Source organism: Dyella sp. (genome assembly GCF_035508675.1).
In the GTDB taxonomy this organism is placed as follows: Bacteria; Pseudomonadota; Gammaproteobacteria; order Xanthomonadales; family Rhodanobacteraceae; genus Dyella_B.
Genome location: NZ_DATJMN010000243.1, coordinates 1 through 24490 on the forward strand (window position 1 = coordinate 1; position 24490 = coordinate 24490).

20 protein-coding genes are annotated in these 24490 nt (G+C 62.6%); 9 read left to right on the plus strand and 11 right to left on the minus strand.

The features are described 5' to 3' along the window. Both VMA74_RS12790 and VMA74_RS12795 read right to left on the minus strand, forming a co-directional pair. A partial coding sequence (locus VMA74_RS12790) for a nitronate monooxygenase (RefSeq protein WP_325367515.1) occupies positions 1-941 on the minus strand: 941 nt, incomplete at its 3' end. Positions 942-1065: 124 nt separating this feature from the next. Continuing rightward, complete coding sequence (locus VMA74_RS12795; protein ID WP_325367517.1) at positions 1066-1986, minus strand: LysR family transcriptional regulator; 921 nt, start codon at positions 1984-1986, stop codon at positions 1066-1068. Positions 1987-2094: 108 nt separating this feature from the next. On the opposite strand from VMA74_RS12795, the gene VMA74_RS12800 reads away from it, so the two are divergent. Both VMA74_RS12800 and VMA74_RS12805 read left to right on the plus strand, forming a co-directional pair. Continuing rightward, a complete protein-coding gene (locus VMA74_RS12800) occupies positions 2095-2964 on the plus strand; it encodes an aldo/keto reductase family oxidoreductase (protein WP_325367519.1) in 870 nt (289 codons plus the stop codon). 122 nt (positions 2965-3086) lie between these two features. Further along, entirely contained in the window at positions 3087-3491 is a 405-nt protein-coding gene (locus VMA74_RS12805; RefSeq protein WP_325367521.1) for a GFA family protein, read from the plus strand. 66 nt (positions 3492-3557) lie between these two features. Here the strand turns inward: VMA74_RS12805 and VMA74_RS12810 are convergent, their stop codons facing one another. From VMA74_RS12810 to VMA74_RS12820, 3 genes are all read right to left on the minus strand, one after another. Next, positions 3558-5105: a M56 family metallopeptidase gene (locus tag VMA74_RS12810; RefSeq protein WP_325367523.1), complete on the minus strand. Its 1548-nt coding sequence runs from the start codon at positions 5103-5105 to the stop codon at positions 3558-3560. Next, positions 5105-5479, minus strand: coding sequence for a BlaI/MecI/CopY family transcriptional regulator (locus VMA74_RS12815; RefSeq protein ID WP_325367525.1), 375 nt, complete (start codon positions 5477-5479; stop codon positions 5105-5107). Before VMA74_RS12815 ends, VMA74_RS12810 begins: the two co-directional genes overlap by 1 nt. A 179-nt stretch (positions 5480-5658) precedes the next feature. Continuing rightward, the gene (locus VMA74_RS12820) at positions 5659-6561 is read right to left on the minus strand and encodes a LysR family transcriptional regulator (protein WP_325367527.1); all 903 of its coding nucleotides are present in this window, start codon (positions 6559-6561) and stop codon (positions 5659-5661) included. 183 nt (positions 6562-6744) lie between these two features. Between VMA74_RS12820 and VMA74_RS12825 the strand changes: the two genes are divergently transcribed. Together VMA74_RS12825 and VMA74_RS12830 are read left to right on the plus strand one after the other, a co-directional pair. Beyond that, complete coding sequence (locus tag VMA74_RS12825) at positions 6745-7491, plus strand: SDR family NAD(P)-dependent oxidoreductase (RefSeq protein ID WP_325367529.1); 747 nt, start codon at positions 6745-6747, stop codon at positions 7489-7491. A 192-nt stretch (positions 7492-7683) separates the two neighbouring features. Continuing rightward, on the plus strand, positions 7684-9711 hold the full coding sequence (locus VMA74_RS12830; protein WP_325367531.1) for a beta-L-arabinofuranosidase domain-containing protein: 2028 nt from the start codon (positions 7684-7686) through the stop codon (positions 9709-9711). Positions 9712-9909: 198 nt separating this feature from the next. Here the strand turns inward: VMA74_RS12830 and VMA74_RS12835 are convergent, their stop codons facing one another. Continuing rightward, the gene (locus tag VMA74_RS12835; RefSeq protein ID WP_325367533.1) at positions 9910-10800 is read right to left on the minus strand and encodes an SDR family oxidoreductase; all 891 of its coding nucleotides are present in this window, start codon (positions 10798-10800) and stop codon (positions 9910-9912) included. 100 nt (positions 10801-10900) lie between these two features. On the opposite strand from VMA74_RS12835, the gene VMA74_RS12840 reads away from it, so the two are divergent. Beyond that, entirely contained in the window at positions 10901-11755 is an 855-nt protein-coding gene (locus VMA74_RS12840) for a helix-turn-helix transcriptional regulator (protein WP_325367535.1), read from the plus strand. A 248-nt stretch (positions 11756-12003) separates the two neighbouring features. On the opposite strand, the gene VMA74_RS12845 is transcribed toward VMA74_RS12840, so the two are convergent. Beyond that, a complete protein-coding gene (locus VMA74_RS12845; RefSeq protein ID WP_325367537.1) occupies positions 12004-12351 on the minus strand; it encodes a hypothetical protein in 348 nt (115 codons plus the stop codon). Between the two features lie 205 nt (positions 12352-12556). On the opposite strand from VMA74_RS12845, the gene VMA74_RS12850 reads away from it, so the two are divergent. Beyond that, entirely contained in the window at positions 12557-13627 is a 1071-nt protein-coding gene (locus VMA74_RS12850) for an MBL fold metallo-hydrolase (protein WP_325367539.1), read from the plus strand. 164 nt (positions 13628-13791) lie between these two features. On the opposite strand, the gene VMA74_RS12855 is transcribed toward VMA74_RS12850, so the two are convergent. Both VMA74_RS12855 and VMA74_RS12860 read right to left on the minus strand, forming a co-directional pair. After that, positions 13792-15402 (minus strand): response regulator, encoded by a 1611-nt coding sequence (locus VMA74_RS12855; protein WP_325367541.1) that lies wholly within the window; start codon positions 15400-15402, stop codon positions 13792-13794. Beyond that, positions 15399-19685, minus strand: coding sequence for a HAMP domain-containing protein (locus VMA74_RS12860; RefSeq protein WP_325367543.1), 4287 nt, complete (start codon positions 19683-19685; stop codon positions 15399-15401). The genes VMA74_RS12855 and VMA74_RS12860 overlap by 4 nt, the downstream gene beginning before the upstream one ends. Before the next feature lie 298 nt (positions 19686-19983). Between VMA74_RS12860 and VMA74_RS12865 the strand changes: the two genes are divergently transcribed. Further along, positions 19984-20790 carry a cupin domain-containing protein gene (locus VMA74_RS12865; RefSeq protein ID WP_325367545.1) on the plus strand — a complete coding sequence of 269 codons (807 nt, stop codon included), beginning with the start codon at positions 19984-19986 and terminating at the stop codon, positions 20788-20790. Between the two features lie 12 nt (positions 20791-20802). Here VMA74_RS12865 and VMA74_RS12870 read toward each other — a convergent pair whose 3' ends face one another. Then, positions 20803-21066, minus strand: coding sequence for a hypothetical protein (locus VMA74_RS12870; protein ID WP_325367547.1), 264 nt, complete (start codon positions 21064-21066; stop codon positions 20803-20805). A 421-nt stretch (positions 21067-21487) separates the two neighbouring features. On the opposite strand from VMA74_RS12870, the gene VMA74_RS12875 reads away from it, so the two are divergent. Together VMA74_RS12875 and VMA74_RS12880 are read left to right on the plus strand one after the other, a co-directional pair. Further along, on the plus strand, positions 21488-22576 hold the full coding sequence (locus VMA74_RS12875) for an aromatic ring-hydroxylating oxygenase subunit alpha (protein WP_325367549.1): 1089 nt from the start codon (positions 21488-21490) through the stop codon (positions 22574-22576). After that, complete coding sequence (locus VMA74_RS12880) at positions 22573-23868, plus strand: amino acid permease (protein WP_325367551.1); 1296 nt, start codon at positions 22573-22575, stop codon at positions 23866-23868. The genes VMA74_RS12875 and VMA74_RS12880 overlap by 4 nt, the downstream gene beginning before the upstream one ends. A gap of 208 nt (positions 23869-24076) precedes the next feature. Here VMA74_RS12880 and VMA74_RS12885 read toward each other — a convergent pair. Next, on the minus strand, positions 24077-24490 hold a 414-nt coding region (locus VMA74_RS12885), incomplete at its 5' end, for a dienelactone hydrolase family protein (RefSeq protein ID WP_325367553.1).

Consider the following 24490-nt stretch of genomic DNA (forward strand, 5'->3'; position numbering starts at 1 on the left):
TGCAACGCCTTGCCCGCATCGTAGGTCACCGGATAGTCCGGTACCGCATCGTCCGGCACCTGCGCCCCCCAGCGCGTAAACGCATTCGCCAGGCTGCGCGCAGGCCGTCCTGAAATCACCCGCGTCATCACCGTGTGATGCGCGGCATCGCTGAAAAGCAACGCACGAAATCCCTGGTCGGCCAGCGATTCATCCGTGGGCACGAACGCCGTGCCCAATTGCGCGGCCACCGCGCCGAGCTTCAGCGCCGCGGCAATGCCAGCGCCATCCATGATGCCGCCGGCGGCAATCACCGGAATGTCCAAGCTGCGCACCAGCACCCGCGTCAACGCAAGCGTGCCCATGCGGCTGTCTTCGCCATCCGGGTCGAACATGCCGCGATGGCCGCCCGCTTCATAACCTTGCGCGACAATCGCATCGATGCCGGCCGCTTCAAGCAGCTTGGCTTCTTCGACATTGGTGGCCGACGCAAGCAATATGCTGCCAGCAGTGTGCAATGTCGCAACTTGATCCGGCCGCGGCACGCCGAAATGAAAGCTCACCACCTTCGGCTTTTCATCCGCCAGCATGGCGAGCATGTCGTCGTCGGCAAGAAATGACGTGTAGATTTCCCGCAAGCGTTCCGGCGGTTGTGCCTTTGCGCGTTCGAATTCCGAACCCAAGCGCGCAAGCCACGCAGCCTCCTTCTGCGCGTCGGCTAGCGCCGGCCGATGCACGAACAGGTTCACATTGAGCGGCCCCGGGCTCAACGCCCGAGATTGATGGATCGCTTCGCGCGCCTGCGCTGCCGTCATCGCACCCATGCCCAGCGAGCCGAGGCCGCCGTGTTGGGTCACTGCCGCCGCCATGGCCGGCGAGGACACGCCCGCCATCGGCGCCTGGATGATCGGCAACCGCATGCCGATGCGGTCGAGCAAGGGTGAAGCAGGCAAGGGCGCCATCACGGAAGACTCCTGGGCTGGGGGAGGCGGGAGGTGGCCGCAACTGTACGCGCGTCGACGGATGGATCGAAGCCTTGCCGCATGGCAGGCAGCCTTCCGCGCAACGAAAGAATCGCTGCACGCGTCATGGCATCGCAGCGGTCGATGCGTTGCTTTCCTTCACAAAATCTACAAACGCACGCAGCGGTGCCGGCAAGTGACGGTGCCCTGGGTAATAAAGAAACGGCCCGGCGAAGTTCTGCCACCACGGCTGCAGAATCGGTTCGAGCGCGCCGCTGTCGAGATGCGGGCGCACCCAATCCTCATACAGATGCACGATGCCAAGCCCACCGACTGCGGCGCTCACCGCCAGGTCGAACGCGGGCCCTGGGCGTACCAGCAGCGGCCCGGTTACATCCACGCGGATCACTTCGCCATCGCGTTCGAATTCCCACACCGGTAACGCGCCACTGGCGAATTGTCCGCGCAGGCAAGCGTGGGAAAGCAGGTCGCGCGGATGCTGCGGGCGGCCATGCCGATCCAGGTAGCCTGGCGCCGCAGCAGTGGCAAAGCGCTGCAGGCGCGGCCCGATCGGAATCGCCACCATATCCTGCTCCAGCCGCTCGTCGTAGCGAATGCCGGCATCGCAGCCGGCGGAAAGCACGTCGACGAAACTGTCTTCCACCACCGTTTCAATGCGAATGTCCGGATAGGCTTGCAGGAATGTCGTGATGATCGGCGGCAAGACCACGCGCGCCACACCGGCCGGCACGTTGAGTTTCAGCGTGCCGGCCGGACTATCGCGGAACCGGTTCAGCACATCCAGCGCGGCTTCCATTTCGGCCAATGCAGGCGCCAATCTCTCTATCAATCGCAGGCCAGCTTCGGTGGGCGCAACGCTGCGCGTGGTGCGATTGAGCAGTCGCACCCCCAACTTTGCTTCCAGCCGTCGCACCGCTGCGCTCAAACCGGATGCGGAAACGCCGCTGGCCCGTGCCGCATCGCGAAAGCCGCCGGCGCGGGTCACGGAAAGAAAAGCGGCGAGGTCGTTGAACTCTACGGCCATTGTTCAGCCTTTTGCACAGCCCGTGCACATTGGCCTGGATTATCTAACAACCCGGCCGGCCGCATAGTGGGAGTCTACCCACTCATGCCTACCACCCAGGAGAACTCCATGACGAAGCTCGCTTCCGCCGCCGGCACTTTTCCGCTCGCCGACCGCACCGTGAACCGCATGGGCTACGGCGCCATGCAACTGGCCGGCCCCGGCGTGTTCGGTCCGCCCAAGGACCGCAACACCGCCATTGCCGTGCTGCGCGAAGCGGTCGCGGCCGGCGTCAACCATATCGACACCAGCGATTTCTACGGGCCGCACGTCACCAACCAGATCATTCGCGAAGCCTTGCACCCTTATCCGCGCGATCTCCTGATCGTCACCAAGGTCGGCGCCGTGCGTGGCGACGATGCATCGTGGCAACCGGCGCAACAGCCCGAAGACATCCGGCGCGCGGTGCACGACAATTTGCGCAACCTGGGATTGGACGCGCTCGACGTCGTCAATATGCGCATCATGGGCAATGTGCATGAGCCCAGTGAAGGTTCGATTGCCGGGCAGATCGAGACACTCGCCGAACTCCAGCAGCAAGGTCTGGTGCGCCACATCGGCCTGAGCAATGTCACCGCCGTGCAGGTGAAGGAAGCGCAAGGCATTGCCGACATCGTCTGCGTGCAGAACCACTACAACCTGGTCCATCGCAACGACGATGTGCTGGTCGACGAACTGGCCAAGGCTGGCATCGCCTACGTGCCATTCTTTCCGCTGGGCGGCTTTACGCCGATCCAGTCATCCGCGTTGTCCAACATCGCCGCCGAGCTTGGCACCACGCCCATGCAGATCGCGCTTGCCTGGCTGCTGCAGCGCGCACCAAACATCCTGCTGATTCCCGGCACCTCTTCGCTGCAGCATCTGCGCGAGAACCTGCAGGCCGCGACACAGCAGCTGCCGCAAAATGTGCTGGCGCAACTGGACGCCATCGGCCGGTAAGGCGGGCAAGGCACGTGGGTTGGGGTGGAATCCCAGCATTAACTCGCATGGCGATGCTGGGATTCCATCCCAGTCTACGTGCGCCGTACCATCCGCAAAACCGGCAGCCTGCGAGGATCGCCATGACAAGCAGAACCGCTTCCTGCTATTGCGGCCAGCTAGGCATTGAAGTGCAGGGAGAAATCGTGGGTACCGGCGTTTGCCACTGCCTGGCCTGCCAGCAACGCACCGGCAGCGTCTTCGCAGCACTCGCTTCGTTTGCCGGGCCTTTCAAGGTTACCGGCCAAGCCACCGAGTTCGTGCGCAGCGGCGACCAGGGTGCGGCGTTCCGCTTCCGCTTCTGTCCCATCTGCGGCAGCAACGTGTTCCATACCGAAGAGGGCAACGACCGCTACGTGAGCGTGGCGGTTGGCGCTTTCGCCGATCCCGCCTTTCCGCCGCCGCAGGATTCGGTATACGAGTGCAGGCGGCATGCGTGGGTGCAATTGCCGGATGGCGTTACGCGGTATGAGAAGGACCCGCCATGACGCCGTAGATGGCGATACTTATTCAGATTTATCGCCTCAGCCTGTTTTCGCCGGGACGACGATGCATCACGGCTGACGAAGTGCTCCGACGATCGTCCCATCGTCATCGAGCACAAAGCTCACCTGCTCTGTACCGTTCGCGTGTTGGACCAGGTATTTGTCCCATCCACGGGGATTGACTCCGATGAACTGGTGCGACGTCACCGGACCGAGCTTGCCGAAGAAGGCTTCTGTGCGCGGCCGCTGCTCGCGCATGGCCTGCGCCAAAGCCGGACTCAATTGGCTGGCATCGGGGTTGTCGGCCAGAAGGACCTGCAGCATCTGTTCGCTATTCGGGTAGGGCTGTTGGGCGCTTATCCGTTTTTCCAGCGCGTTCTGGATACGCTGCGCGGTAGCGGCGTCGATGCGCGGGGCGCTGGTGTGGTGACCGTTCTGGTAGAACTCCATGGCAGTGACCAGGCCCTGCGCAGGCACGACGAAATTCATATGCGCATTGACGGCTTTGTAGAAGAAGGCCGTATCGCTGCTCGGATAGATCGGAAGGAACGCCTGCCCCGTGAGCTGGGCTTCAAGCTGCGATCCGTCCAGCTTCACCGTCATCACCGCGTACGGGCCGAATCGGTAGAAACCTGCATAGCGGGTGAGCACCGTAGGGCTCACGCTTACCTCGTGCTTCGCCGATGCATCATCCGCGCCCGGTGGCGTTACCTGCGCGGCAAAGGCCGCCATGCCTATCGATGCAGCGATCATCGCCAGCGCCGACAGGCGCGCCCGCTTTCCTGGTTTGCACAACATGATTTTGATCCTCTGTTCAAGAAACGATCCGGACTCCGACATGGCAGCCACGGCGCCGATATAACGGGATTGGTTCTGGCCCACTTGAATCAAGGTTTCGCAGTACTGCGCCATATCGCGGCCGCTGCGCAGCACGCGTGCATCGCAGTCCACCTCGATGGCGCGGCGCAGCCGACGAAGTTGCCACCACAGCGGCAGGTTCCACGGCATCACCACCAGCAGGCACAGCGCCAGGGTGAGTGTTTGCGGATCGCGCGCATCCAGATGGGATTGTTCATGCGCCAGTACGGACTGCTGTCGGTCGGCCGGCTCATGCAGCAGCCACGCCGGTATCACGATGCGTGGACGCAGCAGGCCGACGACGGCAGGCCCCACATCGGGCGCGATCAATACCGGCGTGTCGCCGAGATGGCCCTGCGCCCAGCGACGCTTGCGCGCAAAGAGCAGGCCGCCGCTGATGGCCAATCCGATCAACATCGCTAGCGAAATGCCCAACCATAGCCGATGAAAAAAAACGTCGAAGCCAGGCTGTTTCGCAGCGGTATCCGGCATGCCGAGATCGAGCAGCGCCACTGGCACGTGCACCGAAGTCATGTCGCGCAAGGCGATCGACTCCCTGGTATCGGCCGGCCTGACCAGATCCGGCATGCGGACGGTAACGTTGGGAATGATCAGCGGAATCAGCAAGCTGGCCACAATGGCCGTCATCCATATCCATCGCCTTGGCGTTCCACGCTGCCTGGCTGCGTGTTCGGCCACCAGCGCCGCTGCGCTCAGCAGTAGGCCAATCATCACCACATAGCTGATCATGGCCAGCATCACGGCTTCTCCTTGCCGGATTGATTGGCCAGCAACTGGCGCATGCGCTTGATCTGTTCCGGCGTCAGCTTTTGATCGGAAACCAGGTGCGAGAAAAGCAGTTCTGCCGAGCCCTTGAACAGCTTGTCGGTCAGGTGCTGCAACGCGCTTTTGCGCGCAGCCTGTTGTTTTACGCTGGCGAAATAACGATGCCCGCGTCCTTCTTCGTCATGCCCGGCGTAGCCCTTCGCTTCCAGCGTGCGCAGCACGGTCAGCACGGTGGTATAGGCCAGCGGATCACTCAATCGCTCGCGCACCTCGGAGACCACCGAAGGGCCGTAATCCCACAGCACCTGCATGACGTCGGCTTCGCGATCGGTAAGCGATATCTTCATGATGGCCGCCACTACTATGGTAGATTCTAGTCCGATCCTGGGCGCTGTCAACTAAACATGTAGTAGAAAGACCGGGAATGATGTGCGTAGCAACATCATGGTTCGACTGCGCATCACCACCAACCCACGCCCGCTCTCCTTGTTGCCGTAGGGGAGGGCGCTGAAAAGCCCTGTGCCATTTATCGCGGTTTGGGCGAACTCACCCGTGATATCAGCTCATCCACGTGCGACAGGAACATCTTCAGAATGGGCGAGCTGTTCGTTCGGCTATACCCGACCGCCAGATCAATGCTGGGTGCCTTGCCCGCCAATGGACGGCTCGTCACCGACCACGGCATCAAGTTCTGCACATACGCTGGAATCAAGGTAATGCCCCGCGTCGAAGCGACCAGCGACATCAACGTGGCTGGATTGTCGACCACCTGGCTGGGAGTGATGTCTACGTTCGCGCTATGCAGATAATCGTCGATGACGACGCGCAGCACGTTGGCTTTGTTGCCCATGCCGATAAAGGGCTCGCCGAGCAGGTCCCTGGCGCGAACCTTGTCTCGCGACGCAAGACGATGATCGCTCGGCATCAGCACGACCAGCGGTTCCTGCATGATGGGACGATAGATCAGATCGTAGCCAGGCTCCGCTCGAAGAAAGGCCAGGTCGAGTTTTCCGCGGACCAATGCATCGGCGAGGTCCGGTGAATGATCGCTGGAAACCGTCACGTCGATGTTCGGCAATTCGGCACGAAGAATATGCATGGCCTCGGGCAGCCATGTCATTTCCTGGCCGGTAAGAAAACCCATTGCAAAACGTTGCTTGCCGGGTTGCGCGGCCCTGCGTGCTGCTTCGATACCGGCGTTGACCTGGCTCAGTGCCATCTTGGCGTGATCGAAAAATACCTTGCCCGCTTCCGTCAATGTGATGCCGCGCGGGCTTCGAACCAGTAGCTCTGCACCGACCTGATCTTCCAGATCCTTGATCTGCCGGCTGAGCGAAGGTTGTGAGGTGTGCAAGCGCCGCGCCGCCGCAATCGTGAGGCTGCCGGTTTCGGCAACCGCAATGAAATACCGCAAATGGCGAAGTTCCACGGCAGGCTCCATGGCCATGCATTTCAGGCATGGCTGTAAGCTTATAAAGTCTTTTTCAAATGCGCCAGGCGCTCTTAGATTGTGTTTCCAGGCAATCCAATGCCTTCCAAGGCAATGCTTGAGAAGCTTGGCTGATGGAAGGTTCAAAACGCTATTCCGTGACTTACGACTTGGAGCATGATCATGAGCAACCTTTCAGGTAAAACCGCGCTGGTGACCGGCGCATCCCGCGGCATCGGCCGCGCTGCCGCTCTGGCGCTCGCCAAAGCGGGTGCCCAGGTGCTGGTGCACTACGGCAGCGCGCAGAAAGAAGCCGACGCTGTGGTGGAGGAAATTCGCCAGGCTGGTGGCCGCGCAGAAAAAATAGGAGCTGACCTTGGCGCGCCGGAGGGGCCGCATGAACTGGCCCGCCAGGTGCACGCCATTGTCGGTGAGCGACTGGATATCCTGGTTGCCAATGCAGGCATCTCCAAGGCAGCCACGATCGAAGACACCACGCTTGCCGATTTCGATCAGCTGTTTGCGGTGAACGTGCGCGCGCCGTTTTTTCTGGTGCAGCAGTTGCTTGGCGTTTTGCGTGAGGGCAGCAGCGTCATTTTCACGTCGTCCTTAGCCGCGCACGCGGCAGCGGGCAATCTTTCTGCCTATGCCGCCACCAAGGGCGCCATCGATACGATGGTCAAGCACTTTGCCGCGGCGCTGGGCTCGCGCGGTATTCGCGTCAACGCCGTCGCACCGGGCGTCGTGGAAACGGACATGTCCAACTTCACCAAGACCGACGAAGGCCGCAGCATCACCTTGGCCATGCAGTCGATCAAGCGCATCGCCCAGCCGGACGACATCGCTGGCGCCATTGCTTTCCTGGCTTCCGAGGATGCGCGCTGGATCACCGGCGACACGCTGCGCGTGGATGGCGGTTCCAAGCTTTAGTGCCACACTGAATTAAGTATCGTCGTCGTCACCAGCCCTCTCTGTTCGCAGGCGACCGGGCCGTCGGCGAATGTTGCGTGAGCCTTTGCTTGCGACGCAAAGGCTCGTCTTTCCTTCAATTTACCCTTCGGCATTTGAATTTGTCCGATGATTGAACAACACTCGGTCCCCTCATAAGCCGAGGGCCAGCGCATGTCCCAGCTTCCTCCGATGAGCCGCCGCGCCTTTCTGCATGGTGCGGCGTTGACCGGCGCCATGAGTGCGATGTCGTTCCGTCCGCTGGCCGCCGCCGCTTCGGCGACCGCCATGGCAGCCGGCGGCGCGGGGCAGGCGCCGTTGTTTCCGCAGGCGCCCTTGCTGCAACAACCCTTTGCATTGCTGCCGGCGGGCTCGATCAAGGCCGGTGGCTGGTTGTTGCGGCAATTGCAGATTCAGGTGGATGGCTTGGGTGGCCACCTGGATGAGTTCTGGCCCATCGTGGGACCGGACAGCGGCTGGTCGGGTGGGAAGGGCGAATCCTGGGAAGACGGCCCATATTTTCTCGATGGCCTGGTTCCGTTGGCGTGGCAGCTGGATTCGCCAAAACTCAAAATCAAGGCCATGCGTTTCATCGACTGGACGCTGGACCATCCATGGGATAACGGCATGTTCGGCCCCCGCAGCAATGACGACTGGTGGCCACGCATGGTCATGCTCAAGGTGCTGACCCAGTATCACGAGCTTACCGGCGATCCGCGCGTGATGCCCCTGATGGCGCGCTATTTTCACCACCAACTGCAGGCCATGCCGGCGCGCCCGTTGCGCGACTGGGGCCGCATGCGCTGGCAGGACGAGTTGGTCTCGGTATTGTGGCTCTATCAGCGCACGCACGATCCCAAGCTGCTGGAGTTGGCGCAGCTGCTCAAACAGCAAGGTTACGATTGGCAAGCTGCCTTCGCACATTTCCGCTTTACGCAAAAGGTGGATGCGGATGCGTTGCGCAAGCAAGCCGGCGGCGGCGATGTGTTCATGGAAGATATCGGTCTGCAGGTACATGGCGTCAACAACGCGCAGGCATTGAAGGCATCGCCGGTGTGGTCCATCGTGTCCGGCAGCACCGCCGATCGCGAGGCGATCCATCATCAGTTGCTGATGCTCGATACCTATCACGGTTTGCCCAACGGCATGTTCTCCGCTGACGAGCATCTGGCTGGCCGCAGCCCGTCGCAAGGCACCGAGCTTTGCACCGTGGTGGAGACGATGTTCTCGCTCGAATTGGCCCTGGCCATTACCGGCGATCCTGCGCTGGGTGATCGCCTGGAACGCATCGCTTTCAATGCACTGCCCGGTGCATTGACCGATGATATGTGGGCACATCAATACAACCAGCAACCCAACCAGGTCGAATGCAGCCTGCATCGCCGGCCGTGGACTACGGATGGCCCGGAATCGAACCTGTTCGGCCTCGAACCCAATTTCCGCTGCTGCACGGCGAATTTCCATCAAGGCTGGCCCAAGTTCACCAACAGTTTGTGGATGGCCACGGCGGATCGCGGTTTGGCGGCGATGAGCTACGCGCCTTGCACCGTCAACACGATGGTGCGCGATGTGCCTGTGTTGGTTGAACAAGTCAGCGATTACCCATTCCGGCAAAGCGTCAGCATCACCATCAAGCCGCAGCGGGCGCTGGCCTTTCCACTACGCCTGCGCATGCCGGCGTGGTCGAAGGACACGCGCATCACGGTCAATGGCAACACCATCGCGCCGACGCCGGGCTTTACCGCCATCGAACGCACCTGGACGCCGGGCGATGTCGTTGAAATGGTTTTCGACGCTGAAGTAAACATGGAGCGCGGTTATAACGGTGCGCTCAGTGTCAGCCGCGGCGCCTTGGTATACGCGTTGCCGATCAAGGAAAACTGGGTGATCTGGCGCAAGCGCGGCCCGACCAACGATTGGCAGGTGTATCCGGGCGCGCGGTGGAATCTGGGCATCGTGCCCGATGCATCTGTCTCGGTAAGCGAGCACCCCATCGGCGAAAAGCCATTTGCCGGCGCCACGCCGGGCGTGCAATTGGCGCTGCACGGACGCTATGTGCCAGCGTGGAAAGCGGAGGAGGGTAGCGCAGACCCGGTGCCGGCCAAGGCGGAACCCGCCACCGACGAGGCCGTGCAAGCCATCACCCTGGTGCCTTATGCGGGGGCCAAATTACGCATCACGGCGTTTCCGTCGCTTGGCTGAGTGGGTGGCTCATCCAGAACCGTCGCCCCGGCGAAAGCCGGGGCCCAGCGACTCTAGTTATTGGTGTGCGTGCGGATCAGGCGGAAAGTCGCTGGGCCTTCGCCGGGGCGACGAATCAAGGAATGCATGGAGCCTTCCCTACTTTCGGAGCATGTGTGCTGAAGGCCAGCATCTATGCACGGCGATCAACGCCGAGCTTCAACTCGCGAAGTAATGCGCTTCCATATCCGCCAGCAACGCGATCTCCTTCGGCGTCCAGCCCAGCCGTTTGCGCGTGCGCTCGCTTGACCGCGGCATGTCCATGCCGACGAACATCGCGAACCAGCCGAAGTGTTCGTTCGCTTCCTCGGGCGATTTGGCGACCACTGGTACGTTCAGATGTTTGCCGATCACCTGGGCGATGTCCTTCAGCGGTACGCCTTCCTCGGCAATCGCGTGATAGGGACCGTCAGCTGCACCACGCTCCAGTGCCAGCCGATAGACGCGCGCGGCATCGAAGCGATGCACCGCGCACCAGCGATTGAGCCCGTCGCCGATATAGGCCGATACGCCTTTCTCGCGCGCCTGCTGGATCAGCATCGGCACGAAGCCATGATCGCCCTGGCCATGCACCGTTGGCGGGAGGCGCACGGTTGCGGCGCGTATGCCGCGTGCGGCCAGGATGTCCGCGGCGGCTTCGGAGGCGCGCGGGTAGCTGGCGGAAGTGGGAAGGTGTGGATCTTCCTCGGTGCCGGCGCGGCCTTGAACTTGCAGCGCTGCGCCGCTGGTGACCAGCAACGGGCGGCCGGAGCCCTCGAGTTCGGTGCCGAGGGCTTCGATGGCGCGCCGGTCCATCGCGCAATTTTCCGCGAATTTGGCAAAGTCGTGGTTGAAACCGGTATGGATCACGCCATCGGCAGCGGCAGCGCCGCGGCGCAAGCTGTCGAGATCCTCGAGCGAGCCGCGATGCACTTGTGCGCCGGCCGCTTCCAACGATGCAGCGCCGGTGTCGGAGCGTGCCAGGCCCAGCACTTGATGTCCTGCTGAAATCAATTCCTTGACGATGGCGGAGCCGACAAATCCGGTCGCGCCGGTGACGAAAACACGCATGAGTAACGCCCTCCAGGTGTGGATGGCGGTATAGTCTGGGCGCGAATTACCCCGGTAAAAGTAGTGACGTTATACAGGTATAACCAGTAGCAGGATTGCCATGGCGGCCACGCACGAGAACCTTTTGGGAATCTATTTGCGGGATCGCCGCACGAAGCTCGACCCGGCGGCGTTTGGTTTTCCTTTGACGCGCCGGCGAACCCCCGGATTGCGGCGCGAAGAAGTAGCGCAGCGCGCCAACGTCAGCGCCACCTGGTACACGTGGCTGGAGCAAGGGCGGGGCGGGGCGCCATCGGCCGACGTGCTCGAACGCATCTCGCGCGCACTGATGTTGACGGACGTGGAACGCGAACATCTGTTCCTGCTTGCCTTGGGCCGCCCGCCCGAGGTGCGTTACCAGGCGGTGGAAGGCGTGACGCCGCGGCTGCAGCGCGTGCTCGATGCGATGACGCTCAGCCCGGCGGTGGTGAAAACCGCCACGTGGGACATCGTGGCCTGGAATCGTGCCGCCGCCATCGTGCTGACCGACTACGCCCAGCTCGCGCCGCCGCAGCGCAACGTACTGCGCCTGATGTTTCTCGATCCGCGCGTGCGCGCTGCGCAGCTCGATTGGGAACACGTTGCAAGCTTCGTCGTGGCGGTGCTGCGCGCGGACGCAGCGCGCGCGGGCGCGTCGAAAGCGATCGCGGCTATCGTCGATGAACTCAGTCGGCTCAGCCCGGAGTTCGCCGCGATGTGGCGCGACAACGACGTGCGCTCCTACGACGAGGGCGGCACCAAGCATCTTCACCATGCCCAATTGGGTTTGATTGCGCTGGAGTTTTCCGCGTTCGCAGTCGATGGTCGGCCGGATCTCAGCATGATCATCTACAACCCGGCCACACCGGATGATGCGGAGCGAATCAGGGCCTTGATCGAAGCCAGGGCCGCACAGATCGATGGCGGCCGACCGTAGCGCCCTTTGCTCAACCAGCATGCCTTGCGCGAGCGTATTACCGCGCCGGTACTGGACTGTCGGTCAAATACCAGGGCCTTTTTTGTGCGTCCATCTTCGTGCTGAGTTTCGAGTTGGCCAGCCAGTTCGATGAGTTGCGCAGGCCGACCGAATTTCTTTGGGTGCATGCGTGACCGGCATGGTGCCCATGGCAACGTTGGGGTTCGCACGCGCGCACTGCCAAACCGTGCGCGGGATTTACTCCCAGCCTACTGCCAGCAACCCATGCGTTTGCAAGCCAGCGGAACCAGCATGGCTCCCACCACATAGCCGACAAGCGAACCCAGGCACGACAGCACCAGCAGCGCACGATAGGTTTCCATCGCTTCCATTTCTCCCGACCAGGGCAGCGGTGCTGCGCCGGAGAGATGCCAGAGCGGGATGGTGATGAACGCACCGCACGCGGCGGTCGTCGCGATGAAATCCCAGAACAGGGATTCGAGCGCCGATGGCCAGCCGCTGGTGAAGTAGTGACAGACCAGCGCCACCGTGGTCGTCGCTACCACCACGGTCAGGAACGGGATCAGGTTGCCCTGGAAAATGTGCAAGAAACCCATGTCGGTATCCCCCTCGCTGGAATGCATGCGTGCCTTGTGCAGCTTCCGCCCCCTGATAGCGATTACATAACAAATCGCCCAAAAAATGTACTCGAACATCGCTGCAGTAGGGCTTGGATAGTATCTGCCCAGCACACATAGTCATCCAGGCAGGCCGCCCGCACCGCGGCCGGCAGCGCCAACCATGTTTCCCGAGAGGTAGGGCATGTCCCCATTTCGCCAACGGCTTGCTGGGCTCCGCTTGGAGCGCATGCTGGCATCCACGCAATATGCGCAGGAACGTTTCGTCAACACCTATTCACCGAGCGCCCTGCGCGACCTGGAAAACAAGCCGAGCTTGGTCGACTTCATGTTCCGCCGCAAGGAGCAGCGCGTGCCGTCGCGTCCGCTGCCATCCGTCGATCCACGTGCGGCATGGACGCGGCGGATACAGTCCGGCCTGCGCGCCACCTGGCTCGGCCATTCCACGGTGCTGCTGGAAATCGATGGCCGGCGCGTGTTGACCGATCCGGTCTGGGGCGCGCGCGCCTCGCCGTTTCCCTTGCTGGGGCCGAAACGTTTCCAGCCGGTGCCGGTGGCCATCGACGCGCTGCCCGAGCTCGATGCCATCGTGATCTCGCACGATCATTACGATCATCTGGATTACGTGAGTGTGCGTGCGCTGGCGGCGTTGAATGTTCCGTTCGTCACCTCGCTCGGCGTCGGTGCGCGCCTGGAGGCATGGGGCATTCCGGCCGAGCGCATCATCGAGCTGGACTGGTGGGAAAGCACGACACTGGCCGGCCTCACCCTCACCGCGGCGCCTTCACATCACTTCTCGGGCCGCACACTGCGCGATCGCAACGCCACACTGTGGTCGTCGTTCGTGATCCGCGGCGAGCGCAACGTGGTGTTCTTCAGCGGCGACACCGGACTTTCGCCGCACTTTGCCGAGATCGGCCAGCGGCTGGGGCCGTTCGACCTAGTGATGATCGAAGTGGGCGCGTTCCATCCTGCGTGGGGCTCCATGCACTTGGGGCCTGACAACGCCTTGAAGGCGTGGAAGCAACTGGGCAGCGGCAGTTTTTTGCCGGTGCATTGGGCCACCTTCAACCTGGCCCTGCACGCCTGGGACGAACCGGCCGAAGTGCTGCTCGCCAAGGCGCCCGAGGGATTGGTGATGCCGTTGCTGGGCGAGCCGATCGAGCCGGCGTTGGTGGAAGAGGTGCAGCCCTGGTGGCGCAAGGTCGAACAGGAGCGGTGGAAGGATTCGCCGCTGCAGGTGGCGTCCAGGTAGTCGCCGCGCTCCTGTCGAGCCATCATGCTGCACATGGGCTGGGATGCAATCCCCGCCCATGGGTTGGCGATGAGGCAACGCCGAACCCTAACATTGCAATCTGCATGGCGACCGTTGGGGTTCGCATACGCTCACCGCCAACCTGCGAAGCGCCACGCAATGCGTCACGCCATCTGCCTGGTTTCCACCGCCGCGATCGCTTCCTGCAATTGTGTCAGCGTAAACGGCTTGTTGAGCACGCGCACGCTCTCGGGAATATTCGCGATCGCATCCGCATAGCCGGTAATGATGATCGCCGGCAGCGCCTGTTTCTTGGTGCGTAATTTGCGGATGACTTCGGAGCCGGACATCTGCGGCATCGCGTAATCGCTGATCAGCACGTCCACGGCTTGCAGTTCCTCGTTGGGCAATTGGACGGCTTGTACGCCATCGGGCAACGCGGTAACGCGGTAGCCGAGTTCTTCCAGCAAGCTCATCGTCGTCAGGCGCACACTGTCGTGGTCGTCGATCAGCAGAATGTGCTGCGATCCGTTTGAGGCTGTGCTTGGCAGTTTTGCCGTCGATGGCGTATCTGCTGCCGTCTGCGGCGAGCCTGCTGCGCGCGGCAGCCACACTTCCACCGTCGTGCCCTCATCGAGCCGGCTTTTGATGCGCACCATGCCGCCGGATTGGCGCGCAAAGCCATACACCATGCTGAGCCCGAGACCGGTGCCCTTGCCTTGCGCCTTGGTGGTGAAGAACGGTTCGGTGACGCGTTCCAGGTCGTGCGGTGCGATCCCCACGCCGGTGTCGGAGACGGCCAGCACCACGTAGTCACCCTGCGGGAGGCCGGCCTGGCCGCCGTGTGCGTTGCGGCCGGTGATGCGGATCGTGCCGCCCTCCGGCATCGCGTCGCGCGCGTTGATGACCAGGTTCACCAGGGCGAGTTCCAGTTGCGCCGCATCGGCGTAGGGATGCCAGAGATCCTCGTCCCGGTGCCATTGGAGCGTCACCATGCCGCCCAACGTATGCTCCAGCATTTGTGTTACCGCGGTGGAAAGCCGGTCCACGTCGATGCTGGCCGGTTCGAGCTTCTGCTTGCGCGCAAACGCCAGCAGGCGCGCCACCAGGGCTGCGCCCTGTTCGGCGGCGCGCCGGGTGATGTTGAAAAGCCTGCGGTGTTCCGGCGCCATCGGCACACGCAGCTGCAGCATCTCCAGTCCGCCCAGCACCGCGGCCAGCAGATTGTTGAAATCGTGTGCGATGCCGCCCGTGATCTGGCCCAATGCATCCATCTTGCGTGCGTGCAGCAATTGCGATTCCAGCTCCTGCTCCTGCAGGGCCTTCTGCTGCACTTCGCGCCGCATCATGAACAGGTCGACGAACACGCTCACCTTCGATTGCAGCACGATCGGTTCGACCGGCTTGAACACATAGTCGACCGCACCCATCGCATAGCCGCGCAGAAGATGCGCCATCTCCTTGTTCACCGCCGACAGGAAAATGATCGGGATGCGCTTGGTCTGTTCGCGTGCGCGGATCAGCTGCGCGGTTTCGTAGCCGTCCATACCGGGCATGTAGACATCCAGCAGGATCACTGCGAATTCGCTCTTGAGCAGTTGCCGCAGCGCTTCTTCCCCCGAGTCGGCCGGCACCACCTCGGCAATGTCTTCCAGTACGTTCGTGATCGCATGCAGGTTGCGTTCGTCATCGTCGACGAGCAGCACGCGTGCGCGGCTGGCCGCTTGCAGCGGCTCGGGGGCGGCGGGGGAAGCGGCGAAGGTGAGCGTTGTCATGGCTGGTTCTCCAGCGCCAGTTCTGCCCCAAATGCATGCGTCGCGGCGCGCTCGCGCGAGCGCGTGATCCATACCCGCAATAGAGCGAGCAGCAGTTCGATGTCGACCGGTTTGGCGATGTAGTCGGACGCGCCGGCGTCCAGGCATTTCTGCCGGTCGCCTTTCATCGCCTTGGCGGTGACCGCGATCAGCGGCACCTTGGCCAGGTGCCGCTGGGCGCGAATCTGCTGCATGGTTTCGTAGCCGTCCATCTCCGGCATCATGATGTCGATCAGCGCCAGGTCGATGCCCGGCGTCTGTTCGAGAATGAGGATGCCGTCGCGGCCGCGCTCGGCATGCAGCACTTCCACCGCGTAGTTTTCCAGCACGCTGGTCAGCGAATAAATGTTGCGGATGTCGTCGTCGACGATCAGCACTTTGGCGCCCGCCAATTCAGGTACGGGACGCAAGGCCGTGATCGGCGGCCCATCGGCCGGCGTCGGCGGCGGCGATGCCGGTGCTTGGCGAATGCGCTGCGCAAGTTCGGCGAATACCGCGGTCAGCTGGTCGAGCGTGGCGGGTTTTTCGGTTACGCCGTATTCGCTCAGCGAGTGCTCGGTAAGCAGTTTTTCGGCGCCGGAAATGATGTGGATGGGTACGTTCGTGGTGTACGGATCGTGCCTGAGCAGATCCAGCAGCACGAAGCCGTCGATATCCGACAGGCCAAGATCCAGGGTGATGGCATGCGGGCGCAGCTTGCGCGCCAGCACCAGCGTGCCGGCGCCGGCGGTGGAGACCACGCCCTTCAGTCCGACGTCGCGGGCAATGTCCAGCAGGATCGAGGCGAACGTAGGATCGTCCTCGACAATCAGCACGAACGGGGCATCGTCCAGTGCATCCCGGTCATCGGTCACTTCCAGTTGCGCGGGCAGGGCGTTGGGCAGGATGGTGCCGCTGTTGTCGTAACGCGCGTTGTGCGTGCCGGGCGCAGCAGACGCATGCGATGGCAATTCCATCGGCACGAACAAGGTAAAGGTGGAGCCCGCGCCCGGCGTGGAGCGGACCTGCAGTTCGCCGCCGAGCAAATGCGCGATTTCGCGGCTGATCGAGAGCCCGAGGCCAGTGCCGCCATACTTTCGGCTGGTGGTGCCGTCCGCTTGCTGGAACGCTTCGAAGATCAGTTTCTGCTTGTCCTTGGGAATGCCGATGCCGCTGTCGGTGACGGCAATTTCGATCGCGCATTCGGCGTCGCGCAGCACCGGGTGATGGGTGCTCCACCCGCCGGTGGCGCGATTCACCGACAGCGTCACGCCGCCTTCGGAGGTGAATTTGAAGGCGTTCGAAAGCAGGTTGAGCACGATCTGCTGCAGGCGCTTTTCGTCGGTGCGGATGGAGGCGGGCAGGTCGGCGCCGAAGTTCACCTGGAAATCCAGGTTCTTGTCGGCCGCCAATTGGCGGAACGTGCGCTCCATATGCTGCTTGAGGCTGTTCATCGCCATGTCGCCGATTTCGATCGATACCGTGCCCGATTCGATCTTGGACAGGTCGAGGATGTCGTTGATCAGGTTGAGTAGATCGGAACCGGCGGAGTGGATGGTGCGCGCGAATTCGGTCTGCTTGTCGTTGAGGTTGCCCTGGGGGTTGTCCGCCAGCAGGCGCGAAAGAATCAGCAAGGAATTGAGCGGCGTGCGCAGCTCGTGGCTCATGTTGGCCAGGAACTCCGACTTGTACTTGGAGGTGAGCGCCAGCTGCTCGGCCTTTTCCTCCACTGCGCGGCGGGCCAGCTCGATCTCGAAGTTCTTGGCTTCCACCTGTTTCTTTTCGTTCTCCAGCAACTGCGCTTTTTCCTGCAGTTCTTCGTTGGTGGTGTGCAGCTCCTTCTGCTTGGTGGTGAGCTCGGTCTGCCGCGCCTGCAGTTCGTGCGTGAGCAATTGCGATTGCTTGAGCAACCCTTCCGTGCGCATGGTGGCGGCGATCGTGTTGAGCACGATGCCCACCGATTCCATCAGCTGGTCGAGGAAACTCTGGTGCGTCTCATTGAAGCGGCTGAACGAGCCCAGCTCGATCACCGCCCGCACGTCGTTTTCGAACAGCGCCGGCAGCACGGCAATGTTGACCGGCGCCGCTTCGCCCAGGCCCGAGCAGATGCGGATGAAATCGGGTGGCACGTCGGAGAGCAGGATCGCGCGCTTGTCGGCCGCGCACTGGCCGATCAGTCCCTCGCGCAGCTGGAAGGTAGGTTTGAGCGCATCCCGGTTGGTGGCGCCGTAAGTGGCGACCAGTTCCAGCACGGTTTCGTTTTCCTCGCGGCGCGTCACGTAGAACACGCCGTATTGCGCGTTCACCAAGGGCGCCAGTTCCGACATGATCAGGTTGGACACCGTGGCCAGGTCGCGCTCGCCCTGCAGCATGCGCGAGAAGCGGGCCAGGTTGGTTTTCAGCCAGTCCTGTTCCGCGTTCTTCAAGGTCTGGTCCTTGAGGTTGCAGATCATCTCGTTGATGTTGTCCTTCAGCGAGGCCATTTCGCCGGAGGCTTCCACCGCGATCGAACGCGACAGGTCGCCCTTGGTGACGGCGGTGGCCACGTCGGCGATCGAACGCACCTGATTGGTCAGGTTGGCGGCCAGCTGGTTCACGTTGTCGGTAAGGTCGCGCCACAGGCCCGCCGCGCCGGGTACGCGCGCCTGGCCGCCGAGCTTGCCTTCGATGCCCACTTCGCGCGCCATGTTGGTGACCTGGTCGGCGAAGGTGGCCAGGGTTTCGATCATGCCGTTGATGGTGTCGGCCAGCGCGGCGATTTCGCCTTTCGCATCCACCGACAGCTTGCGCTTGAGATTGCCTTGCGCCACCGCCGTCACCACTTCGGCGATGCCGCGCACCTGGTTGGTGAGGTTGGTCGCCATCAGGTTCACGTTGTCGGTAAGGTCCTTCCAGGTGCCGCCCACGCCCGGCACTTGCGCCTGGCCGCCGAGCTTGCCGTCGGTACCCACTTCGCGCGCCACGCGGCTCACTTCGGAGGCGAAGGAATTGAGCTGGTCCACCATGGTGTTGGTGGTGTTCTTGAGCGCCAGGATTTCGCCTTTCACGTCCACCGTGATCTTGCGGGACAGATCGCCTTGCGCCACCGCGGTGGTGACTTCGGCAATGTTGCGCACCTGGCCGGTGAGGTTGCCGGCCATCAGGTTCACATTGTCGGTCAGGTCTTTCCAGGTGCCGCCGACGCCTTCCACGCGCGCCTGGCCGCCGAGCTTGCCTTCGGAACCGACTTCGCGCGCCACGCGCGTTACCTCCGAGGCAAAGCTGTTGAGCTGGTCCACCATGGTGTTGACGGTGTTCTTCAGTTCCAGGATTTCGCCTTTCACGTCCACCGTGATCTTCTTGGACAAATCGCCGCGCGCCACCGCCGTGGTGACTTCGGCGATGTTGCGCACCTGGCCGGTGAGGTTGTCGGCCATCAGGTTCACGTTGTCGGTAAGGTTCTTCCAGATGCCGGCTGCGCCTTCCACGCGCGCTTGGCCGCCGAGCTTGCCTTCGGTGCCCACTTCGCGCGCCACGCGCGTCACTTCCGAGGCGAACGAATTGAGCTGGTCCACCATGGTGTTGATGGTGTTCTTCAGCTCCAGGATTTCGCCTTTCACTTCCACTGTGATCTTCTTGGAAAGATCGCCCGAGGCCACGGCGGTGGTGACTTCGGCAATGTTGCGCACCTGGCTGGTGAGGTTGGTGGCCATGGCGTTGACGTTGTCGGTGAGGTCCTTCCACGTACCGGCCACGCCGCGCACCGTCGCCTGCCCGCCGAGCTTGCCTTCGGTGCCCACTTCGCGCGCCACGCGCGTCACTTCCGAGGCAAACGAGGCGAGCTGCTCCACCATGGTGTTGACCACCTTGCCGATGCGCAGGAATTCGCCGCGCAGCGGACGTCCGTCGATCTCCACCGTCATCGATTGCGACAGGTCGCCCTTGGCCACGGCGCCGATCACGCGCGCCACTTCGGTGGTGGGCTGCACCATGTCCTCGATCATCTCGTTCACCGCGAGGATGGCGTTTTCCCAGCCGCCCGTCGCCGCCCGCACGCGTCCGCGCTGGCTGATCTTGCCCTCCTTGCCTACCACTTGCGACAGGCGTTCCAGCTCTGCCGTCATCTGCTGGTTGAGGTCCACCACTTCGTTGAACAGTTGCGCCAGTTCGCCATCGGGACCGTCCAGATCTTCCGGCAAGCGAACATGGAAATCGCCGCGGCGAAAGCTGCGCAGCGCAGCAATCACCTGGCGACGTTCGAGGGTTTCCCAGGTATCGGTGGTCATGCACGCCCCGTCATGAAATCTGTGGATCCAGAACCATGGCGTGACTTGCCGTCAGGACGAGCCGCACATGGCCGCACATCCCAATGCGGAGGTCGTTCGAAAGTACAGTGATGGACGCCGCGCCAAACGGTGTTGGTGAAGGCGAGTCTCACAAAAATACACGTAAATCTGCACGCTCGGTGTGACGAAAAAAACGTGTGGGTCAGGTAGATTTCAGCTCCTCGGCGTGTTGATGGCGGCCTGATGTATAGGATGTGTGAAGGTGCCGCGAGAGAAGGCTTAACGCGCTTGGGTCGAGATGAAAATCCCGGCTTTCATGGACGTTCCGCTGCCGGGATTCCACGCCGTCGCGCAGATTGGGGTTCGCCTGCTGATATATCCCCCTGTTTTTGCTCGTCATCGCGGCGAAATACGTTGTGCGCAGCACACAAAGGCAAGCGTGGTTTCGATGGTGAGGTCTTCACCCAGCGTGCGTTGCGGGATCATCTGCATGCTGCGCATGCCATCGCCGACCTCGATGGAGGTGGAGCGCAACCCATTCGGATGGGCTAATAATGTCGAGCCTGCGCGGCGTTGTCCGGACGGCGCCCGAGCATGGCGGAAAAAATCTCGGACCCGGCGCTCAGCAGGAGAACATGTTTTGAAAGAACAGCCCTCGAAGCAAATACGCGAGCTGGTGAAGGCGGCAGACATCGACAAGATGAACGCCACCCGCTCGGTGCATACCTTGAACCCCAATGCGGTCCGGCTAAAGAAATCGGTCGGCGATATGACCGGCCTGACGCAATTGGGCGCGCACATCATCACCCTCATGCCGGGGCATGAATCCTCCGAATATCACCGTCATCTCTATGAGGAAGAATGCCTTTACCTGCTTTCCGGACAGGGCGAAGCGCAGATCGACGAACAGATTCATGCCATCGGCCCGGGTGACTTCCTGGGTTTTGCGCGCGGCGGCCCCGCGCATGTCGTCGTCAATACGGGCAGCGAGCCGCTGGTGTTTCTGGTGGTAGGGCAGCGGCTGGAGCAGGATGTCTGCGATTACCCGCGCAAAGGTGTGCGGCTTTATATCGCGGGCGAGAACGATGCGTACGTAAAGCTTTAAAGAGCGTATTGCTCAATTGCTGCACAAGCTGGGCGCGGTGGTTCTCACACACATTCTGGCCATCATGGCCAGAATTTCCTGGCCGGTCGCCTGCGGATGCAGCAGCAGGAAGCGGTTGCTGTATGGACCGGCCGGCCGGCGCGCCGCCGCGATGCACACCTTGCCATCACCCGCCGCCACTGCAGGCGACATCGGATGGTGCGGGTCCCATAGCTGCCGGCGTACCAAGCCATGTTGCGGGCCTCCGGCAATCAGACATTCGACGATCTGTTCCATCCCCTGTTCCACCCTGCATTGATTGCTAACGGACCCGGTCGGGCCTTTCATGGATGTGAAGAAGTAAGCATGTGCCACGCCATGTTTGCTGCGTGAATGTGCGATCCATCACGGTTTGGTGATGGGCCTGGCTGCCTGAACCGGGCGTGCCGGGCGGCGGAGCCTGAAAGTTCCGGCGCATGGGGCCGGTGCGCGCCGTGACCCGGCCCGATCAGCACGTTGGCGCAGGTTTCGCACAGGCTTTCGCATACCGCCGGCGGCTTTCGTTCCTGAAAGTGACGTTGTGCGACACCGCCCGGCGCGGTGATGCCCCCGCACGTCGATGGTGATGGCATGCCGGCCAACGGCAACGTGGCGGTCTCTCATTGATGCTGCACTGCAGTCCGGGAAATACTGAACCTCACCGTCGCCAGGTAGCGCCATGACCGAGTTACTTTCACCGGGCACCCTCGCTCCCCAGCCCCTCGACCACGCGCTGACCTTGCCGGCCCGTTTCTATACCGATGCACGCATGCCGGCCCTGGATGCCGCCATGGTGTTCGCTCGCAGCTGGCAGTTGGTCTGCCATCAATCGCAACTGTCGGATATCGGCGATCACGTGGTCACCGAGATAGCCGGCCTTCCGCTGCTGGTGGTGCGCAGCAACGAAACGAACATTCGCGCCTTCCATAACGTATGCCGCCATCGCGCGGGACCGATCGCCAGTTGCGACGGACGCGGCGCGCACACCCTGCGCTGTCGTTACCACGGCTGGACCTATGGCCTGGATGGAGTGTTGCGCGGTGCACCGGAAATGGGCCGCACGCCCGACTTCAACCCCGCCGATATCCGCTTGCCGGAGGTACGCGTGCATGTGTGGCAGGGGCTGGTGTTCGTAGCAATTGGCGAGGCGCCGCCGTTCGACGATTTCGTGGCCGGCATCGATGCGCGTCTTGGCGTGGATCGCGCGCTGGACGGCTATGCCTTTCATCATCGCGTGAGCTACGACGTGGCCTGCAACTGGAAGGTCTACGTCGACAACTACCTGGAAGGCTATCACGTGCCGTGCATCCACCCCGGCTTGAACAGCCTGCTCGACTATCGCAGCTACATCACCGAAACAGCCCAGTGGTATTCGTTCCAGTACAGCCCGCTGGAAAGCGGCGATGATCTCTACGGCAGCGGTGAAGCGCTGTATTACTTCCTGTATCCGAACGCCATGCTCAACATCCTGCCGGGCCGCCTGCAGACCAATCGCGTGCTGCCGATGGGCGTGGATCGCTGCCGCGTGGTGTTCGATTTCTATTACGCGCCGGACGACAGCCCGCAAGCGCAGGCGCGGCGCGCCAAGGACATCGCCTTCAGCGATGAGGTGCAGGACGAAGACGTCACCATCTGCGAAGACGTCCAGCGCGGGCTGGCGTCCGGTTCCTACGACGCCGGCCGGCTCAATCCGCTGCGCGAAAACGCCGTGCATCATTTCCACGAAATGCTGCGTCGCGCTTACCGCGATTCGCTCGCCCACGCATGAGCGGCGCGCAGCGGTCGCTCGGCTTGTGGATGCTGATCGCGCTGGTCATTGGCAACATCATCGGCTCGGGCGTGTTCGTGCTGCCCGCGGCGCTGGCGCCTTACGGTGCGGCGAGCTTGCTGGGCTGGGCCATCAGCCTGGCTGGCGCCCTGATGCTGGCGCTGGTGTATGCATGGCTGGCGCAGATCGTGCCCAACCACGGCGGCGCGTATGCCTATGCGCGACGAGCCTTCGGCGACCGCGTGGGTTTTTTGGTGGCGTGGAGTTATTGGGTATGCGTGTGGTCGGCGAACGCGGCGATTGCCGTCGCGTTTGCCGGCAGCCTCGGTTCCGTGTGGCCGGCGGCGACCGCCACGCCTTGGCGCGGCGCCTTGTGCGCCTTGGGCGCGTTATGGGTCTGCACGTTCATCAGCTTGTCCGGCGTGCGTGAAGCCGGCTATACGGCCATCATCACCACCTCGCTCAAGCTGGTGCCGCTGGTGGTGTTCGGCCTGCTGGGGCTGGGCTGGGTGCATGCGAGCGCCTTTCATCCCTTCAATGCCAGCGGCCTGCCCCTGGTGAGCGTGGCTTCCTCGGTGGCGGCGCTTACGCTGTGGGGGTTCCTCGGCCTGGAAACGGCGACCGTGCCGACCGGCGTGGTGCGCGATCCGCAACGTACCGTACCGCGCGCGACGGTGATCGGCATGACCATCGCCGGGCTCGCCACCATGCTGGCCTGCACCGTGGTGGTCGGCATGCTGCCGGCGGATGTGCTGCATGCCTCGGCCGCACCGATGGCCGAAGCGGCGCGGCGCACGTGGGGGCCGGCGGCGGGCATCGGCATTGGCGTCGTTGCCAGTATTTCGTGCTTCGGCGCGCTCAATGGCTGGGTGCTGCTGCAAGCGCAGACCACGCTCGCGCCTGCGCTGGATGGTTTGTTTCCCAAGGCCTTCGCGCGCCTGGACGGGCGCGGTACGCCATGGTTCGGCCTGCTGGCCAGCAGCCTGCTGGCCAGCGCGCTGATCGTTTCCAATTACAGTCGCACGCTGGTGGCGTTGTTTACCTTCACCATCCTGCTGTCGACGGCAGCGACCTTGCTGCCTTACCTGATTACGGTATTGGCCTGGTGGCGGATCGATCGGGCCAGCAGCCGATGGCGGCGGATGGTTGCCGTGGGTGCGCTTGCTTTCAGTGCATGGGCGCTGGTGGGTACCGGTACGGAGACGTTGCTGTGGGGTGCGGTGCTGGTGTTGGCGGGCTTGCCGATTTATCTATGGCAGCGGCGCGCTGTTGCATCGTTGCCTGAGGGATGAAGGCTGGAATGCTCCGCGCCTTTAAGGGCGTTTCTATAAACTGCTCGCTGTTTGTCTAACCTCGCCACGATGCGCTCCCTCCCCTACTGCCGCAGGGGAGGGAACGGTTTGTCGCGGACCTCAACATCGTTCTTTGCATGGCACTGTTGGGGTTCGCATGCGCTCACCGCCAACCTACGCGCCAACATGCGTCGTGCAATGAAAGCCGTTACGACCAAAGCGTCTTCCCAAGAAACGTAAACGTCCGGTCCCACGCCAGCTGCGCCCACTCAGGATCGTACTGCGTACCCGCAATACGCCCATGCCCCACCGCCGTCTCATTGGCGAATGCATGATGCGCGAGGTAGCGATGGAACTGCGCCTGCACGCCGCTTTCGGCAAACTTCGCTTCCAGTGCATCCACCGACGTGATCGAAAAGAATTGATCCTGTGTGCCCCAGTGACCCAGCACCGGCACCTTGATGCGCGATGCATCGATGTACTCCAGCGGCGGCAAGCCGTACCACACCACGCCAGCCGACAGATCGGTGTTCTGGCCAAGGGCAAGCAAGGCGAGCGCGCCGCCCATGCAGAAACCCATCACGGCGACCTTGGCCGTGTGTTGCTTGAGATAAGCCACCGC

Coding starts and splice junctions, on each gene's coding strand:
- VMA74_RS12795 (WP_325367517.1), bottom strand. CDS start 1,986: ATGGCCGTAGAGTTCAACGACCTCGCCGCTTTTCTTTCCGTGACCCGC.
- VMA74_RS12800 (WP_325367519.1), top strand. CDS start 2,095: ATGACGAAGCTCGCTTCCGCCGCCGGCACTTTTCCGCTCGCCGACCGC.
- VMA74_RS12805 (WP_325367521.1), top strand. CDS start 3,087: ATGACAAGCAGAACCGCTTCCTGCTATTGCGGCCAGCTAGGCATTGAA.
- VMA74_RS12810 (WP_325367523.1), bottom strand. CDS start 5,105: ATGCTGGCCATGATCAGCTATGTGGTGATGATTGGCCTACTGCTGAGC.
- VMA74_RS12815 (WP_325367525.1), bottom strand. CDS start 5,479: ATGAAGATATCGCTTACCGATCGCGAAGCCGACGTCATGCAGGTGCTG.
- VMA74_RS12825 (WP_325367529.1), top strand. CDS start 6,745: ATGAGCAACCTTTCAGGTAAAACCGCGCTGGTGACCGGCGCATCCCGC.
- VMA74_RS12830 (WP_325367531.1), top strand. CDS start 7,684: ATGTCCCAGCTTCCTCCGATGAGCCGCCGCGCCTTTCTGCATGGTGCG.
- VMA74_RS12835 (WP_325367533.1), bottom strand. CDS start 10,800: ATGCGTGTTTTCGTCACCGGCGCGACCGGATTTGTCGGCTCCGCCATC.
- VMA74_RS12840 (WP_325367535.1), top strand. CDS start 10,901: ATGGCGGCCACGCACGAGAACCTTTTGGGAATCTATTTGCGGGATCGC.
- VMA74_RS12845 (WP_325367537.1), bottom strand. CDS start 12,351: ATGGGTTTCTTGCACATTTTCCAGGGCAACCTGATCCCGTTCCTGACC.
- VMA74_RS12850 (WP_325367539.1), top strand. CDS start 12,557: ATGTCCCCATTTCGCCAACGGCTTGCTGGGCTCCGCTTGGAGCGCATG.
- VMA74_RS12855 (WP_325367541.1), bottom strand. CDS start 15,402: ATGACAACGCTCACCTTCGCCGCTTCCCCCGCCGCCCCCGAGCCGCTG.
- VMA74_RS12860 (WP_325367543.1), bottom strand. CDS start 19,685: ATGACCACCGATACCTGGGAAACCCTCGAACGTCGCCAGGTGATTGCT.
- VMA74_RS12865 (WP_325367545.1), top strand. CDS start 19,984: ATGAAAATCCCGGCTTTCATGGACGTTCCGCTGCCGGGATTCCACGCC.
- VMA74_RS12870 (WP_325367547.1), bottom strand. CDS start 21,066: ATGGAACAGATCGTCGAATGTCTGATTGCCGGAGGCCCGCAACATGGC.
- VMA74_RS12875 (WP_325367549.1), top strand. CDS start 21,488: ATGACCGAGTTACTTTCACCGGGCACCCTCGCTCCCCAGCCCCTCGAC.
- VMA74_RS12880 (WP_325367551.1), top strand. CDS start 22,573: ATGAGCGGCGCGCAGCGGTCGCTCGGCTTGTGGATGCTGATCGCGCTG.